General features: G+C 73.5%; 14 protein-coding genes. 8 read left to right on the top strand and 6 right to left on the bottom strand.

What is annotated here, in order from left to right; translation table 11 throughout:
* Positions 1-37: 37 nt before the first annotated feature.
* Entirely contained in the window at positions 38-1426 is a 1389-nt protein-coding gene (locus QHG49_RS24775) for an HtaA domain-containing protein (RefSeq protein ID WP_301491371.1), read from the bottom strand.
* Between the two features lie 102 nt (positions 1427-1528).
* Between QHG49_RS24775 and QHG49_RS24770 the strand changes: the two genes are divergently transcribed.
* The 7 genes from QHG49_RS24770 (at position 1529) to QHG49_RS24740 (ending at position 8769) form a co-directional block, all read left to right on the top strand.
* Positions 1529-2533 (top strand): hemin ABC transporter substrate-binding protein, encoded by a 1005-nt coding sequence (locus QHG49_RS24770; RefSeq protein ID WP_370530506.1) that lies wholly within the window; start codon positions 1529-1531, stop codon positions 2531-2533.
* Positions 2530-3612 (top strand): iron ABC transporter permease, encoded by a 1083-nt coding sequence (locus QHG49_RS24765; protein WP_159700879.1) that lies wholly within the window; start codon positions 2530-2532, stop codon positions 3610-3612. The genes QHG49_RS24770 and QHG49_RS24765 overlap by 4 nt, the downstream gene beginning before the upstream one ends.
* Positions 3609-4451 (top strand): heme ABC transporter ATP-binding protein, encoded by an 843-nt coding sequence (locus tag QHG49_RS24760; protein WP_301491370.1) that lies wholly within the window; start codon positions 3609-3611, stop codon positions 4449-4451. Before QHG49_RS24765 ends, QHG49_RS24760 begins: the two co-directional genes overlap by 4 nt.
* 90 nt (positions 4452-4541) lie before the next feature.
* Complete coding sequence (gene efeO, locus QHG49_RS24755) at positions 4542-5678, top strand: iron uptake system protein EfeO (RefSeq protein WP_145485054.1); 1137 nt, start codon at positions 4542-4544, stop codon at positions 5676-5678.
* A gap of 12 nt (positions 5679-5690) precedes the next feature.
* Complete coding sequence (gene efeB / locus QHG49_RS24750) at positions 5691-6941, top strand: iron uptake transporter deferrochelatase/peroxidase subunit (RefSeq protein WP_145485055.1); 1251 nt, start codon at positions 5691-5693, stop codon at positions 6939-6941.
* A 3-nt stretch (positions 6942-6944) separates the two neighbouring features.
* Positions 6945-7817, top strand: a complete 873-nt coding sequence (gene efeU / locus QHG49_RS24745; protein ID WP_145485056.1) for an iron uptake transporter permease EfeU — start codon at positions 6945-6947, stop codon at positions 7815-7817.
* Positions 7777-8769 (top strand): hypothetical protein, encoded by a 993-nt coding sequence (locus QHG49_RS24740; RefSeq protein ID WP_145485057.1) that lies wholly within the window; start codon positions 7777-7779, stop codon positions 8767-8769. Before efeU ends, QHG49_RS24740 begins: the two co-directional genes overlap by 41 nt.
* A gap of 10 nt (positions 8770-8779) precedes the next feature.
* Here the strand turns inward: QHG49_RS24740 and QHG49_RS24735 are convergent, their stop codons facing one another.
* The 4 genes from QHG49_RS24735 to QHG49_RS24720 all read right to left on the bottom strand — a co-directional run bounded on the left by QHG49_RS24735 (position 8780) and on the right by QHG49_RS24720 (position 13489).
* Positions 8780-9523: a bifunctional DNA primase/polymerase gene (locus QHG49_RS24735; protein WP_301491366.1), complete on the bottom strand. Its 744-nt coding sequence runs from the start codon at positions 9521-9523 to the stop codon at positions 8780-8782.
* 106 nt (positions 9524-9629) lie between these two features.
* A complete protein-coding gene (locus QHG49_RS24730; protein ID WP_301491364.1) occupies positions 9630-10622 on the bottom strand; it encodes a small ribosomal subunit Rsm22 family protein in 993 nt (330 codons plus the stop codon).
* Between the two features lie 429 nt (positions 10623-11051).
* Positions 11052-12233, bottom strand: a complete 1182-nt coding sequence (locus QHG49_RS24725) for a serine hydrolase (RefSeq protein WP_301491362.1) — start codon at positions 12231-12233, stop codon at positions 11052-11054.
* The gene (locus tag QHG49_RS24720) at positions 12173-13489 is read right to left on the bottom strand and encodes a multidrug effflux MFS transporter (protein WP_145485059.1); all 1317 of its coding nucleotides are present in this window, start codon (positions 13487-13489) and stop codon (positions 12173-12175) included. Before QHG49_RS24720 ends, QHG49_RS24725 begins: the two co-directional genes overlap by 61 nt.
* 141 nt (positions 13490-13630) lie before the next feature.
* On the opposite strand from QHG49_RS24720, the gene QHG49_RS24715 reads away from it, so the two are divergent.
* Entirely contained in the window at positions 13631-14389 is a 759-nt protein-coding gene (locus QHG49_RS24715; RefSeq protein ID WP_159700888.1) for an SDR family oxidoreductase, read from the top strand.
* 232 nt (positions 14390-14621) lie between these two features.
* Here the strand turns inward: QHG49_RS24715 and QHG49_RS24710 are convergent, their stop codons facing one another.
* Positions 14622-15938, bottom strand: coding sequence for a D-alanyl-D-alanine carboxypeptidase family protein (locus QHG49_RS24710; protein WP_159700891.1), 1317 nt, complete (start codon positions 15936-15938; stop codon positions 14622-14624).
* Between the last annotated feature and the right edge of the window lie 72 nt (positions 15939-16010).

The raw sequence follows: 16010 nt of genomic DNA, 5'->3' as shown, positions 1-16010 counted from the left end.
GTGGTTTCCGTCTCCTTGGAATGGGGGTGGGCGGGGGTCAGTTGTCGTCGGCGGCGCGGCGGGCGCGGTGCCTGCGCAGGGCGTAGACACCGGCCGCGGCGAGCAGCAGCGCACCGGCCGCGGCGGCGAGGGTGAGGGGCAGGACGGGGGTGCCGTCGTCGGCGGCGGCGGTGCCGGTCTTCGAGGCGGCCGGTGTCCGCGCCGGTTCGGGCGCCGACGGGGTGGCGGTGACATGGCCCGGGTCGGGCAGGGCGGGCAGCTCGGCGTCGTCGGTGAGGGTGACGGCGAGGGACACGGGGTCCATCGCGGTGCCCGGCTGGTACATCCCGCCGAACGCCTCGGCGCCCTCGGCGGTGAGCTTCGCCGGAGCCTCCGTCAGCTCGGCGAGGCCCTTCACCGGGGTGAGGTCCTTGGCGGTGAAGGTCACGAGCGGGACCTTCCTGCTGGTGGCGTCCGCCGTGGTGACATCGGCGTAGAGGGTGCCCTTGCCGTCGTGGACGGCGACCCGGACCGCGCCGAACCGCAGGTCGAGCCCGTGCTCGCCGGTGAAGCGGATCGCGCCCCGGAATCGGGCGGTCAACTCGCCCTTGGCGTACGTGCCCTGACCTGACGTGAACCGGAAGAGGGCACCGCCGTCGCGAGCGCCGTCGCTGAGCTTCCACGCGCCCTGGGCGATGTCGCCGGTGACGTACTCGCGGAAGGTGCGGCGCACGCCCCAGTCGACGGCGCCGTCCACGAGGGCGCCGGGCGCGGGGGGCTTCTTGTGCCCGGTGCTCCTGGACGGGCTGGGCGAGGGCGCGCCGGCGGGCTCGACGTCGACCGCGAGGCTCACCGGGTCCAGCGCGGTCCCGGCCGTGTAGTACCCGGCGAAGGACGTGGCGCCCTGGGCGGTGAGCGTGGCGGGCACGTTGTTCAGGACGACCTCGCCGCCCGCGCCGCGCATGTCGATGCCGCGCAGCGAGAGGGAGGCGAAGGGCACCTGTGTGGACGCCGTGACCGCCCCGGTGCCCTTCGCCTTGCCGGTGACGTCCAGATACAGGGTGCCGGTGGTACCGGAGATCCGGACGGTGGGGTGGCTGAGGGTGAGGTCGAGCTGGTAGCCGCCGCCGCTCGCCCGGTGGCCGACGAAGCGGACCCCGCCGGCGAAGGAGGCGCCGAGTCTGCCGGTGTCGCCGTCGTAGGAGCCGGTCGCCGAGGGGAAGCGGAACTGGCTGCTGCCCACGGTGCCGGCGCCCCCGGTGAGGGAGTAACCGCCGTTGGCGATGGGCCCGGTGACATAGCTCTGGAAGGAGGATTTCACCCCCCAGTCGAGCCGTCCTCCTTGCACGGTACGGCTCGTGGCGTGCGCGGTACCGGCCGGGAGCAGCAGGGCCCCCAGGACGGCCGTGCACACCACGGTGACCAGGGCACGAAGGCGCGCGGGCATGGGAATCCTCCGGAAACGACGGCCGGTAGCGAACTAAGGTAAGGCTAACCTAAACTCCCCTGGGGGGATCAAGAAGCCGACCGAAGGGAACGGGACGAGGCCGTGAGACGGTTCCGTACACAACTGGCGGGGGCACTGGTGTCCTTGGCCGTGCTCCTCGCGGGCGCCACCGGATGCGGAGGCTCCCCGAAGGCCGCCGCGCAGGCCCCGGCGACCGCCGCGGCCGACCGGGTGGAGCCGCTGAAGGACACCCCCGCACCCCACCTGCCGGTCACCGTCGCCTCGGCCGACGGGCGGAAGGTGACCGTGCGCGAGGCGCGCCGGATCGTGCCGCTGTCCGGCAGCCTCAGCGAGATCGTGTTCACCCTCGGGCTGGGCGAGCGGGTCGTGGCGCGGGACATCACCGCCACCTTCCAGCAGGCCGCGAAGCTCCCGGTGGTCACCCGCAACCACGACGTCTCCGCCGAGAGCGTGCTGTCCCTGAAGCCCGATCTGGTCATCGCCGAGACGACGTCCGGGCCCGCGGAGGCGGTCGACCAGATCCGCGCGGCCGGTGTCCCGGTGCTCGTGGTCGCCCCGGCCGAGGGCCTGGCCGATGTGAGTCCGCGCATCGAGACCGTCGCCCGCGCCCTGGGCGTCCCGGCCGCGGGCAAGGAGCTGGCCCAGCGCTCGGAGGCCCGGATCGCCGCCGTGCGCAAGGAGATTCCGGCGCACAAGGACAGGCCCCGGGTCGCGTTCCTCTATCTGCGTGGCTCGGCCTCCGTGTATCTCATCGGCGGCAAGGGCTCCGGCGCGACCTCGCTGCTCGAAGCCGCCGGGGCGGTGGACGCCGGGGCCGCGTCCGGGCTCACCAAGGACTTCACCGCCATCACCGCCGAGGCACTCGCCCAGGCCGCGCCGGACGCGATCCTGGTGATGACCAAGGGACTTCAGTCCGTGGGCGGTGTCGACGGGCTGGTGAAGATCCCGGGGGTCGCCGAGACACCGGCCGGGATGCACCGCAGGATCGTCTCCGTCGAGGACGGGGTGCTGCTGAACTACGGGCCGCGCACCGACCAGGTGCTGGCCTCCGTGGTCCACCAGCTCTACGGAGGCGGGGACAAGTGACCGTGCTCGACAAACCGGCCGAGCGGACGGCGCCCGCCCCGGCCCCCGCCCGGCGCCCCGCCGCCTGGCTGCTGACCGCCGCCCTGGTCCTCGCCCTGCTGGTCCTGGTGCCCCTGGCCGCGGGCCTCGGCGCCTATCCGATCCCGGTCGCCGACGTGCTCGGCTCGGTGCTGCACCGGGCCCACCTCGGCGGGACGGAACTGGACCGGGTGGCCGAGTCGGTGCTGTGGAACGTGCGGTTCCCGAGGATCGCGCTGGCGCTGCTGGTCGGCGCCTCGCTGGGCTGCGCGGGGGCGCTGATGCAGGGCGTGTTCGGCAATCCGCTCGCCGAGCCGGGCGTCATCGGCGTCTCCTCGGGCGCGGCGGTGGGCGCGGTCGCCGCGATCGCGTTCGGCCTCGACTTCCTGGGCATGTGGACCGTGCCGGTCCTCGCGTTCGTCTCCGGTCTCGGCACGGTGCTGCTCGTCTACGCCATGTCCCGCTCCGGCGGCCGTACCGAGGTGGTGACGCTGATCCTCACCGGGATCGCGGTGAACGCCTTCGGGGGCGCGCTGATCGGACTGTTCCTCTTCTTCGCGGACACCGCCGCCGTGAACCAGATCACCTTCTGGCAGCTCGGCTCGCTGTCCCAGGCGACCTGGCCGAAGGTGCTCGCGGTGCTGCCCTGCGCGCTGCTCGGGCTCGGCCTCGCACCGCTGTACACGCGCCGCCTCGACCTGCTGGCGCTGGGCGAACGCCCGGCCCGGCACCTGGGGGTGGACGTGGAGCGGCTGCGCCTCGTGCTCGTCCTGGTGATCGCGCTGCTGACGGCGGCGGCGGTCAGTGTCGCGGGCATCATCGGCTTCGTCGGGCTGGTCGTCCCGCATCTGCTGCGGATGATGGCGGGTCCCGGCCATCGCTTCCTGGTGCCGGGCAGCGCCCTGCTCGGCGCGCTGGTGCTGCTCGCCGCCGATCTGGTCGCGCGCACCGCCGCCGCCCCGGCCGAGCTGCCCCTCGGGGTGCTGACCGCCCTGATCGGCAGCCCGTTCTTCTTCCTGCTGCTGCGCAGGACCCGGCGCCGGCAGGGGGGTTGGGCATGAGCGCGCTGTTCGCCCCGGGCCGGATGCGGCTGCGCCGCCGCCCCGCCCCGCCCGCTCCCGCCGCCCCCGGTGACGTGCTCGCCGAGGCCGAGGGCCTTCGGGTACGACTGGGCGCCCGGCCGGTGCTCGACGGGGTCGGGGTGAGCGCCCGGGCCGGTGAGGTGCTCGCGCTCGTCGGACCCAACGGGGCCGGGAAATCGACCCTGTTGGGCGCGCTCGCGGGGGACGTCCCGGCCGCCGGGGGTGTCGTACGACTGCACGGCCGCCCCGTCGACGCCTGGACGGCGGCCGAACTCGCGCTGCGCCGGGCGGTGTTGCCGCAGTCGGCGGCGCTGGCCTTCCCGTTCACCGTGGCGGAGGTCGTCCGGATGGGCCGGGCGCCGCACGCGGCCGCGCCCGCCGAGGACGACCTCGCCGTGGCGGAGGCGATGGCGGCGACCGAGGTGAGCGACTTCGCCGGGCGGCTGTTCGGCGCGCTCAGCGGCGGCGAACGGGCCCGGGTCGCACTGGCCCGGGTGCTGGCCCAGCGCGCCCCGCTGCTGCTGCTCGACGAGCCGACCGCCGCGCTCGACCTGCGGCACCAGGAGGCGGTGCTGCGGCTGTGCCGGGAGCGGGCGCTGGCCGGCGACGCGGTGGTGGTCGTGCTGCACGACCTGGCGCTCGCGGCGGCCTACGCGCACCGGGTGGTCGTCCTGCGCGGCGGCCGGGTCGCGGCCGACGGGCCACCGGCCGAGGTGTTCACGGAGCCGCTGCTGTCCGAGGTGTACGAGCACCCGGTGGAGGTGTTCGCCCATCCCCGCGGCACCGGTGTCGTCGTCGGCCCGAGGCGTATGCCGTGAGAGCCGGATCACGCGCCCGACGGGTATGAGAGGGGTAAGGCTCAGGTAAGTTAGGGCAGCCTCACCACACTGGATCGTCAGGGAGTCCGCATGCGTGCCGTCCGTCCGACCGTCATCGCCGCCGTCACCGCGGCCGCGTTGACCGCCCTTTCGGCCTGCACCGCCAAGAGCGAGGGCAAGGACGGCGACGCCATCCGGGTCACCGCCGCGGACTCGGCGTGCGACACCTCCGCCACCTCGGTCCCGGCCGGCCAGGTGACCCTGGAGATAGCGAACAAGGGCTCCAGGGCCACCGAGGTGGAGATCCTGTTCCCGGACGACCGGATCGTCTCCGAGAAGGAGAACATCGGACCGGGCACCAAGTACACGCTGACCGCCGAGGTGAAGGCGGGGTCGTACGAGATAGCGTGCCGCCCCGGCATGAAGGGCCACGGCGTCCGCCAGAAGCTCACCGTCACCGGTGGCTCGGCGTCGGCGAAGCGGGACCCGAAGCTGGACAAGGCGGTCGCCGAGTACCGGCAGTACGCGCAGGACCAGGCCGACGCCACCGTGCCGCTCGCGCAAAAGTTCGCCGACGCGATCAAGGCGGGCGACCTCGACGCGGCCAAGAAGGCGTACGCGCCCTCGCGCCTGGGCTGGGAGCGCACCGAGCCGGTCGCGGAGTCCTTCGGTGACATCGACCCGAAGACCGACACCCGCGCCGACGGCCTGGAGAAGGGCCAGAAGTGGACCGGCTGGCACCGCCTCGAAAAGGCCCTGTGGGCCGACAAGAAGATCGGTGCCGAGGAGAAGACCCTCGCCGACCAGCTGGTGAGCGACCTCAAGGACTGGCAGCGGCGGGTCGGCAAGGCCGAGATCACCCCGACGTCCATGGCCAACGGCGCCAAGGAGCTGCTGGACGAGGTCGCCACCGGCAAGGTCACCGGCGAGGAGGACCGCTACTCGCACACCGACCTCGCCGACTTCAAGGGCAATGTCGAGGGCGCGCAGAAGTCGTACGAGCTGCTGAAGCCGGTCGCCGTCACGCACGACCCGGCGCTCACCAAGGAGCTGGACAAGCAGTTCGCCGCGCTGGACAAGGTGCTGGACGGCTACCGCTCGGACACGTCGTCGTACGACTTCGTCTCCTACGACAAGGTCACCGGGACCCAGCGCAAGGAGCTGTCGGACGCGGTGAACGCGCTCGCCGAGCCGCTGTCGAAGCTCGCCGCCGCGGTCGTCAAGTAAGGGTCCGGGCCGATGACTGAGGATCAGCGGGAGACCCGGCCCTCGCGCCGGGCGCTGATCGGCTGGGGCGGGGCCGGGATCGCGCTCGGTGCCGTGGCGGCCGGGGGCGCGGTGGCGCTGACGAACGCGGGGTCCGGCACGGCGGACGCGGCCGGGGCCGGGGGCGCGGTGGAGTTCCACGGCGCCCACCAGGCGGGCATCGCGACGCCCGTGCAGGACCGGCTGCACTTCGCCGCGTTCGACGTGAAGACGGACGACCGCGAGGAGTTCGTCCAGCTGCTGAAGGACTGGACGGCGGCGGCCCGGCGGATGACCGCGGGCAGGCCGGTCGGCGAGGGCGCCTACGGCGGGCTCCCCGAGGCCCCGCCGGACGACACCGGCGAGGCGCTGGGCCTCACCCCGTGCCGGCTGACCCTGACCATCGGCTTCGGCCCCTCCCTGTTCGACCGGTTCGGGCTGCGCGGCAAGCGGCCCGAAGCCCTCGTCGACCTGCCCGAGTTCCCCGGGGACAACCTGGAGAAGACCCGCACCGGCGGCGATCTGTGCGTCCAGGCCTGCGCGGACGACCCCCAGGTCGCCGTGCACGCCATCCGCAACCTCGCCCGCATCGGCTTCGGCAAGGTCGCCGTGCGCTGGTCCCAGCTCGGCTTCGGCAAGACCTCCTCGACCACCCCGGACGCGCAGACCCCGCGCAACCTCTTCGGCTTCAAGGACGGCACCCGCAACATCGCGGGCACCGAGACCGACCGGCTGGCGAAGCACGTGTGGGTCGGCGCCGGGGATGGCCCGGACTGGATGACCGGCGGCTCGTACCTGGTCGCCCGGCGCATCCGGATGAACATCGAGACCTGGGACCGTACCTCGCTCCAGGAGCAGGAGGACGTGTTCGGGCGGGACAAGCGCGAGGGCGCGCCGGCCGGCCGGGCGGGCGAGCACGACGCGCCGTTCCTGAAGGCGATGAAGCCCACCGCGCACGTACGGCTCGCGCACCCGGACGCCAACTCCGGGATCACCATCCTGCGCCGCGGCTACTCCTTCACCGACGGCACCGACGGCCTCGGCCGGCTGGACGCGGGCCTGTTCTTCCTGGCCTACCAGCGCGATGTGCGCCACGGCTTCATCCCGCTCCAGCGCAAGCTGTCCGCGCACGACGCGCTGGGCGAGTACATCCAGCACGTGGGTTCCGCGGTCTTCGCGGTCCCGCCGGGCGTCCGGGACGCCGCCGACTGGTGGGGCCGCCCACTGTTCTCGAAGGAGGCGTAGCCCGTGTTCTCCAACTACCTGATCGGTCTGCGGGAGGGGCTTGAGGCGTCGCTCGTCGTCTGCATCCTGATCGCGTACCTGGTCAAGACCGGCCGCCGGGACGCCCTGCGGCCCATCTGGACCGGCATCGCCGTCGCGATCGCGCTGGCCCTCGGCTTCGGCTGCGCGCTCGAATTCGGCTCCCAGGAGATGACGTTCCAGGCGCAGGAGGCGCTCGGCGGCTCGCTGTCGGTCCTCGCGGTGGGCCTGGTGACCTGGATGGTGTTCTGGATGCGGCGCACCGCCCGGCACCTGAGGTCCGAGCTGCACGGCAAGCTGGACGCGGCGCTCGCGATGGGCACCGGCGCGCTGGTCGCCACGGCGTTCCTCGCGGTCGGCCGGGAGGGCTTGGAGACCGCCCTGTTCGTGTGGGCCTCGGTGCACGCGGCCGGGGACGGCACCCCGCGCCCGCTGATCGGCGTCGCCCTCGGCCTCGCCACGGCGGTGGTGCTGGGCTGGCTGTTCTACCGGGGCGCGCTGCGCATCAACCTGGCGAAGTTCTTCACCTGGACCGGCGGCATGCTGGTCGTGGTCGCGGCGGGCGTGCTGGCGTACGGCTTCCACGACCTCCAGGAGGCCGGCTGGATCCCCGGCCTCACCCACCTGGCCTTCGACATCAGCGACACCGTCGAGCCGGACAGCTGGTACGGCACGCTCCTGAAGGGCGTGTTCAACTTCCAGCCGGACCCGACGGTCGTCCAGGTCACGGTCTGGGCCCTGTACGTGGTCCCGGTGCTCACGGTGTTCCTCGCCCCGGTAGGGTTCGCCTCCGGGAAGGGGAAGGTGAAGGAACCCGATGACCAGGGAACGCAGTCCTCGACGGCTTCGCCGGCGTGACCGGAACGCACTGACAGCGGCCGCACTGACCGCCTTGTCGCTGACGGTGAGCGGCTGCGTGGTGGTGCACGGGGAGCGCGAGGTGCTGCCCGGCGCCACCCGGGCGGAGGCCGCGAAGGCGGTGGCCGCGTTCACCGACGCGTACAACAAGGCCGACAAGGCGTACGACAGTTCGCTCGACGCGCCCTATGTCACCGGGCCGCTCGCCGACATCGACGCCGCCCGGCTGAAGGCGGGGCACGCCGACAGCCCGTCCGGCAACGCGGGTCACGTACCGCTGAAGCTGTCGGACGTGAAGATCACGATCCCGAAGAAGGCGGGCTGGCCCCGCTGGTTCCTCGCGGACGCGCGGGGCAACAAAGGCGGCGACCACCGCTGGTTGCTGGTGTTCACCCGGGCGGATCTGGGTGAGCGGTGGCGGGTGGCGTATCTGACGCTGGCGGCCCCGGGCGCCGTACCGGAGTTCAAGAAGGACAAGGACGGCTGGGCCGAGGCGGTGCCGGCGTCCTCGGACGAACTGGCCGTGACGCCCGGGGACTTGAGCCGCTCGTACGTCGACTACCTGAAAAAGGGCGGCAGGACGTTCGCCGCCGGGCCCAACACCAGCCAGCTGCGCGCCTATCGGGAGAGTCAGGCCCGCAAGCCCGGCCTGGTGCGCCAGTACATCGACCAGCCGCTGACCCGCGGCGACTACGCCCCCCTGGCGCTGCGCACGACGGACGGCGGTGCGCTGGTCTTCTTCACCACGCACCACTACGAGAAGGAGACCGCCGCCGCGAACTCCTCGGTGCCGACGCCCGGCAAGGCCGTGCTGGCCCTCACGAAGGGCGAGATCCACCAGTCCCTCACGCTGGAGTCGGTGGCCGGCCAGGCCGCGCTGGACCCGGCGGGCAAGGGGGCGGTGTCGATCGTGGCGAAGGTGAACGGTGTGACGGGGGCGAAGGGCGAGTAGCGCCAGGGCTTCAGCGGCGCAGCGGCCAGGGCCGGTCCAGGTCGGCGGTGGCCTCCCCGGCGACGTGCCGGGCGCAGGCGTCGGTGAGGGACTCCAGCAGGGTCAGGGGCTCGGGCAGCGGATGCTCCGGGCCGCGCAGCCAGCGGACCTGCTGGTCGTCGTCGCCGGGCAGGCGGGCCGGGGGCACGAGGACGTAGGAGCCCCGGCAGTGCCAGCGCAGGCCGGGGTGCTCGGCCATCGTCTCGGGGTGGCAGTCCAGCTCGCAGGGCCACCACTCGTCCTCGTCCTCGGGGGTGCCCCGGGTGAGGGTGAAGAACAGCATCCGGCCGTCGTCGCTCTCGGCGACCGGCCCCACCTCGACGCCCTGGGCGAGCAGCCGTTCCAGCGCCTCCCGGCCGGCCTGCGCGGGCACGTCCAGGACGTCGTGGACCATGCCGGTCGCGGTGATGAAGTTGGCCTGCGGCTGGTGCCGGGCCCAGCGCTCGATCTGCGGGCGGTCGATCGTGGACTGCGTCTGCCAGGCGAACGACACGGGGTGCCGGGCCGGGGTGGGGCAGCCCACGCGGTCGCAGGAACATCGGTAACCGGGCGCCGGATGCGCGGCGGGCGCGAGCGGGAGACCCGCTTCGGCGGCGGCGAGCAGCAGGGCCTCACGGCCGCCGTCGCCGGCGACGTCCTCCTTGGGGCGGCGGCCACGCAGCCACTGGGAGAGTTTGCCCTGCCGGCCGCTCCGGCCGTCGAACGTGCCGCTCATCAATCCCCTCGCCTCGCTGGTGTGCGGACAGCATGCCTCATGGTCCCACCTTCGTGCGCTTCGGGGGGCGGCAGGCGGATACGGGGGGAATCGGACGAGACGTACCTCACATCGACGCGTCCGGGGGCCAGGCGGCGCCCCAGTCCGTGTCGCGGGCCGCCTTGTACAGGTCGCCGTGGCGTTTGGTGACCGTCGTGCGGCGCAGCTGTTCGTCCGCCTCGCACAGGTCCAGCAGCACCTGGCCCTTGCGGATCTGGGGGCGGCGTACGACGCGGGCGGGGGCGGGCTCGGCGGGCAGGCGGGTGGCGGCGACGTAGGAGAACTTCTCGTCCTCCCAGGCCAGGGAGCCGCCCTTGACCCTGCGGTGCAGGGAGGAGCGGGGGACGCGGGCGGAGAAGTGGCACCAGTCGGTGCCGGGGGCGATCGGGCAGGCGGCGCTGTGCGGGCAGGGCGCGGCGACGCGGAACCCGGCACGGATCAGCCGGTCGCGGGCCTCGATGACCCGGGCGTACCCGGCGGGCGTGCCGGCCTCCACGATCAGCACGGTCCGGGCGGCGGCCGCGGCGGCGTCGACGAGGGCGGTGCGGTCGGACTCGGCCAGCTCGTTGAGGACGTACGACACCGTGAGCAGGTCGGCGGGCGCCAGGTCGAGCGCGGAGCCGATGCGGGCGCGCTGCCAGCGGGCGCCGGTCAGGGCCGGGTTGGCGGCGGCCAGTTCCCGGCCGAGGGCGAGCGCGGGCTCGGCCCAGTCGAGGACGGTGACCGGGCGGGTGCCGGCCCAGGTGTCGGTGACCGCCCAGGTCGCGGCGCCGGTGCCGCCGCCGACGTCCACATGGCTGCCGGGAACCCAGCCGGGCACGGCATCGGCGAACGCCCCGAGCGCCGAGCGCACGGCCTCGAAGGTGGCCGGCATCCGGTAGGCGGCGTAGGCGGCGACGTCGGCACGGTCGCGGAGGATCGGCGCGTGGGTCGGGGTGTCGCCGCGGTAGGCGGCGATGAGCCGTTCGACGGCGCCGGCGGCCTGGCTGGGCGGCAGTCCGTCGAGCATCTCGGCAAGGCTGCGGCGAAGCACGTCGGCCGGTGGTACGGGGGCGGTCACCTGGAGATTCTATGGCGAGCGGCGGGGACAGCGGACCGACCGGGGCCCGGCTCCCGGACGGCATCACCCGATACCCGGGCCGGTATCACCCAATACCCGGGCCGGTATCGCCCGGCGCCTGGTCCGGCATCGCCCGGCTCCCGGATCGGTACCGCCCGACACCCGGACCCGTATCGCCCGGCACCCGAACCGGCATCACCCGACACCCAGACCCGTATCGCCCGCCACCCGGACCGGCATCACCCGATACCCGGGCGGGTATCGCCCGGCTCCCGGACCCGTATCGCCCGGTGCCTGGACCGGCATCGCCCGACTCGCGGATCGGTACCGCCCGACACCCGGACCCGTATCGCCCGGCACCCGAACCGGCATCACCCGACCCCCGGACCCGTATCGCCCGCCACCCGGACCGTTATCCCCCGCCCCCCCTCACACCACTGCCCGCGCCAGCCACGTCCCGATCGTCGCTCTCGGTGCGCTGTCGGCCGGGCGGCGGCGCGGGTGCACGGTGTTGGCCAGGAGGACCACGAACGTGTCCGTCGCCCGGTCGAGGACCAGGGACGTGCCGGTGAAGCCGGTGTGCCCCGCGGCGCCGTGGCCGGAGAGGGCGCCCATGAACCAGGGCTGGTCGAGGGCGAAGCCGAGGCCGGGCGGGGTGAACAGGAGGTCGGTGAAGTCGGGGGCGAGGACGCGGGCGGGGCCGTAGGAGCCGCCGGCGAGCAGGGCGCGGCAGAAGACGGCCAGGTCGCGGGCGGTGGAGAAGAGACCGGCGTGCCCCGCGATGCCGCCGAGGGCCCAGGCGTTCTCGTCGTGCACGACGCCCCGCAGCATCCCCCGGTCGGCCTTGGCCCACGGCCGCCACTGGTCCTCGGTGGCCGCCGCCCCCGGGCAGGGCCCGAACCCGGTCGCGGTCATGCCGAGCGGCCGGGTGATGCCGTTGCGCACGAGGACGTCGAGGGTGCGGCCGGTGACGCGCTCCAGGACGAACTGGAGCAGCAGCATGTTCAGGTCCGAGTAGCGGTACGTGCCGGGCGGGCCCGACGGCGCCTCGGCACGCAGCATCGTCAGCCGGGCGGCGCGGTCCGGGCAGTCGTACAACGGGAGTTCGGGGCGCAGCCCGGAGGTGTGGGTGAGCAACTGCCGTACCGTCACCCGGTGTTCGGACAGGGTCCGGAACTCCGGCAGGTAGTGCCCCACTTGGGCGTCCATGCCCAGCGTGCCGCGCTCGATCTGCTGCACCGCCGCGACCGAGGTGAACAGCTTGGTCAGGGACGCCAGGTCGAAGGGGGTGTCCACGGTGACCGGCACCCGGTCCTCGGGCCGCAGCTCGACGCCGGTGTCGGTGCGGGGGTCGTAGGACGAGTAGCGGACGGCCCAGCCCGCCGCCTCGGCCACGGCGATCACGGGCCCGCGCCCGGCCACCACGACCGCGCCCGCCGCCCAGGGGCGCGGCCCGGCGGTGAGGGCGTGCACCTCGCCGACCAGGTGCCCGAGCGCGTCGGGGGCCAGCCCGGCCCGCTGTGGTGTGTCGGCCCGCAGTCTCGGTGCGCTCAGCTCTCGTCTCCTTCCGACCCCGCACGCGCGTTCTCCCGCGTGTTCCAGGGACGGCACATTCCCACGAAGCAGGCCCCCGCGACCAGTGCGGCCGCCAGTTGGACGACGGCCATCGGGACGGCGGTGTGTTCACCGGCGATCCCGACGAGCGGCGAGGCGACGGCGCCGACGAGGAAGGAGGAGGTGCCGAGCAGCGCGGACGCGGACCCGGCCGCGTGCTTGGTGCGCAGCAGGGCGAGGGTCTGGGCGTTGGGCATGGCCAGGCCCATCGCGGACATCAGGACGAACAGCGCGGCGGCGATGGGCGCGAGCCCCACCGTGCCGAAGACGCCGGTGGACATCAGCAGCAGCGCGGTCGCGGCGAGCGTGATCACCGCGAGCCCGGCGGCCAGCACCTTGTCCAGGCTGACCCGGCCGACCAGCACCTTGCCGTTGATCTGCCCGGCGATCACCAGGCCGACCGAGTTGAGGCCGAACAGCAGGCTGAAGGTCTGCGGGGAGGCGCCGTAGATCTCCTGGATGACGAAGGGCGAGGCGGATATGTAGGCGAACAGCGCGGCGAAGGCGAAGCCGCCGGCCAGCATGTAGCCGGTGAAGGGCAGGTCGGCGAGGAGCGCCCGCATCGAGCGCAGCGCGTGCCCCACTCCCCCGCCGTGGCGTTCGGCGGGCGCCAGCGTCTCGGGCAGCCGCAGCCAGACCAGCGCGCCGAGCAGCGCCCCGATCACGGTGAGCACCAGGAACACCCCGCGCCAGTCGGTCACCCGCAGGATCTGCCCGCCGATCAAGGGGGCCACGACCGGCGCGACCCCGGAGATCAGCATCAGGGTGGAGAAGAAGCGGGCCATGGCGACACCGTCGTAGAGATCGCGTACGACGGCTCGCGCGATGACAATGCCGGCCGCGCCCGCGAGGCCCTGGACCAGCCGGAAGGCGACCAGTGTCCCGACGTTCGGGGCGAGGGCGCACAGGGCGGTCGCGACGAGGTTCACGGCGAGGCCGATCAGCAGCGGCCGGCGCCGGCCCCAGCGGTCGCTCATCGGTCCGACGACCAGCTGACCCAGGGCCATGCCCAGCAGGCACGCGGTGAGGGTGAGCTGGACGGTGGCGGCGGGCGCGTGCAGCGACCCGGTGACCTCCGGCAGGGACGGGAGGTACATGTCCATGGCGAGCGGGGGCGTCGCGGTGAGGCCGCCGAGGACGAAGGTGACGAGGAGGCCGGTGCGGCGGGCGGCGGGGGACGCGGTGATGGTCTCCGTGCTGTCGTCGCTGCCGTCGTCGGTCCGCGGTGCCGGTGCCGCCGCGTGCTCGGGCATGGGGGCCCCTCCCTGGGTCGAGGCGTCCCGGCCGGGACGCCCTGCTTGAAACTTCCACTGAAACGCGCCTCCCATGTTCGCAGCTCAGACAAACTGCCGAGGAACATACGAGCGACGATCAGGCCGCCTACGCTCCGTGCCATGACTGACACGCAATCGAAGATCGCGGTGGTGACCGGTGCCGGTTCCGGGATCGGCCGGGCGGTCGCCGTGGAGCTGCTGCGCACCGGCTGGTCGGTGGCGCTGGCCGGACGGCACACCGAGACGCTGGAGGAGACGGCGGCGCTCGCGCCCGGGGCGCCCTCGATCGCCGTACGCACCGATGTGGCGCGGCCCGAGGACGTGGCGGCGCTGTTCGGGGCGGCCGTGGACCGGTTCGGCCGGCTGGATCTGCTGTTCAACAACGCGGGCACGTTCGGGCCCGGCGGGGTCCCGGTCGAGGAACTCCCCTACGACGCCTGGCGGCACGTGGTGGACACCAACCTCAACGGGGCGTTCCTGTGCGCGCAGACGGCGTACCGGACGATGAAGGAGCAGACCCCGCAGGGCGGCCGGATCATCAACAACGGCTCGATCTCCGCGCACGCGCCCCGCCCGCACTCGGTCGCCTACACCGCGACCAAGCACGCGCTGACCGGCCTCACCAAGTCCCTCTCCCTGGACGGGCGTCCGTACCGGATCGCGGTCGGGCAGATCGACATCGGCAACGCGGCGACGGAGATGACGCGGCGGATGAGCAGCGGCGCCCTCCAGGCGAACGGCGAGACGGCGCCGGAGCCGATGATGGACGTGGCCGAAGTGGCGCGCACCGTACGGCACATGGCGGAGCTGCCGCTGGAGGCGAATGTGCAGTTCGCGACGGTGCTGGCGACGGCGATGCCGTACATCGGGCGAGGCTGACCGCCAACTCCCGTCACTCGTACGTACATACGTGCGGCAGGAATTCCAACGCCCCGGGTATTGCGGCCGGTTGCGGCCCTGTGCTCAACTCTTCTCCACAAGAGCTTCACACTTGGGGCAGAGGCATTCCGAGACCATCGCGAGGGGGGGGGATACGGCGGTCGTCCCACCGCAGCACCGGCCGTCGCACCGAGGTGGGACGAGCGCCGGTCGGGACGACCGCCGTACGACGTCAGCGCCGGTGCCGGCCGCCGCCCGGCTGGTCCGTGGGGGCCGGGGACTCCTGGAGGTCCGGCTCGGCCGCGCGGGGCGCGGGGGGCCTGCGGGTGCCGGCCGCCTCCCGGGCCGTGAGGGCCTGGCGGCGGCGCCGCAGCAGAAAACCGCCGGCCGCCGCGAGCAGCGCCGCGGTGCCCGCCGCGCCCTCCACGAGGCGCGCCGCGGAGGGACCCTTGGCGGAGGCGTCCGTCGCCGCCTGGCCGCCCGCGTGGCCGGGCGCCGGGGACGCGGGCGCGCCGCCCTCGCTGAGCGGCTTGACCAGCGCGCCCACCGGCTGGACCGTACGGCCGTGGGTGAAGCCCCAGTCCAGGAGGGCGGCGGTCTGCTCGTAGACGGCGTTGCTGCCGGTGGCCGGGTGCATGACCGTGACCAGCAGGGTGCGGCCGTCGCGGGTGGCGGCGCCGGTGAAGGTGTTGCCGGCGTGGCTGGTGTAACCGTTCTTCACGCCGATCAGGCCGTCGTACGTCTTCAGGCCCCACGCCCCGGTGAGCAGGCGGTCGGTGTTCTGGATCTGGAAGGTCTTCTTGCCGCCCGCCGGGAAGTCGGCGACGCGGGTGCCGCAGTAGCCCCGGAAGTCGGGGTCCGCCAGCCCGTGCCGGGCGAAGAGCGTGAGGTCGTACGCCGAGGACAGCTGGCCGGGGTGGTCGAAGCCGTCGGGGCTGACCACATGGGTGTCGAGGGCCTGGAGGTCCTGCGCCCTGGCCTGCATCTCGGCGACGGTCCTGGCGATGCCGCCGTTCATGTGCGCGAGGACGTGCACGGCGTCGTTGCCGGAGCGCAGGAAGACGCCCTGCCACAGCTGCTCGACGGTGTAGGTGATGCCCGCCTTGATCCCGACGAGGCTGGAGCCGGCCGGGACGTCGGAGATGTCGGAGTCCTTGACCGTGTACTTCTCGGCGCGGTCGAACTTCTTCAGCACGGTGTCCGCGAACAGCATCTTCAGCGTGGACGCGGGCGCGAGGCGCTGGTGGGCGTTGAAGGAGGCGAGCACCTCACCGGTCGTACCGTCGGCGACCAGCCAGGCGCGGGCGGTGAGCAGCTTCGTGGGCACCGCTGCCGCGCCCTCCACCTGGAGCCCGCGGCGGGCCAGCCGTTCGCCGCCGATGGCGGTGGCCGGGGACGCGGCGAGCGCCGGGGCGGCCGCGGCCAGGGGAAGGGCGGTGGCGGACAGGGGAAGGGCGGCGGCCGTCAGCCCGAGGACGGCACGCCGGCTGAGCCGGGAGGATTCGCGCACCCCGGGACGGTACACCGCGCCGAGCAGCGGATTCGGCATCGAAGGGTGGTGACGGCCAGGGAATTTGCCACGTTATGAAAATCTGACCGGATAACGTGACGTTGCCGACGT

This window comes from Streptomyces sp. WP-1, assembly GCF_030450125.1.
In the GTDB taxonomy this organism is placed as follows: Bacteria; Actinomycetota; Actinomycetes; order Streptomycetales; family Streptomycetaceae; genus Streptomyces; species Streptomyces incarnatus.
The sequence above is the reverse complement of the archived record's forward strand: the minus strand, read 5'-3'. Positions and strand labels throughout refer to the sequence as shown.

Excerpts from the sequence above, each read along its gene's own strand:
- QHG49_RS24775 (WP_301491371.1), bottom strand. The coding sequence starts at position 1,426 with ATGCCCGCGCGCCTTCGTGCCCTGGTCACCGTGGTGTGCACGGCCGTC.
- QHG49_RS24760 (WP_301491370.1), top strand. The coding sequence starts at position 3,609 with ATGAGCGCGCTGTTCGCCCCGGGCCGGATGCGGCTGCGCCGCCGCCCC.
- efeO (WP_145485054.1), top strand. The coding sequence starts at position 4,542 with ATGCGTGCCGTCCGTCCGACCGTCATCGCCGCCGTCACCGCGGCCGCG.
- efeB (WP_145485055.1), top strand. The coding sequence starts at position 5,691 with ATGACTGAGGATCAGCGGGAGACCCGGCCCTCGCGCCGGGCGCTGATC.
- QHG49_RS24740 (WP_145485057.1), top strand. The coding sequence starts at position 7,777 with ATGACCAGGGAACGCAGTCCTCGACGGCTTCGCCGGCGTGACCGGAAC.
- QHG49_RS24735 (WP_301491366.1), bottom strand. The coding sequence starts at position 9,523 with ATGAGCGGCACGTTCGACGGCCGGAGCGGCCGGCAGGGCAAACTCTCC.
- QHG49_RS24720 (WP_145485059.1), bottom strand. The coding sequence starts at position 13,489 with ATGCCCGAGCACGCGGCGGCACCGGCACCGCGGACCGACGACGGCAGC.
- QHG49_RS24715 (WP_159700888.1), top strand. The coding sequence starts at position 13,631 with ATGACTGACACGCAATCGAAGATCGCGGTGGTGACCGGTGCCGGTTCC.
- QHG49_RS24710 (WP_159700891.1), bottom strand. The coding sequence starts at position 15,938 with ATGCCGAATCCGCTGCTCGGCGCGGTGTACCGTCCCGGGGTGCGCGAA.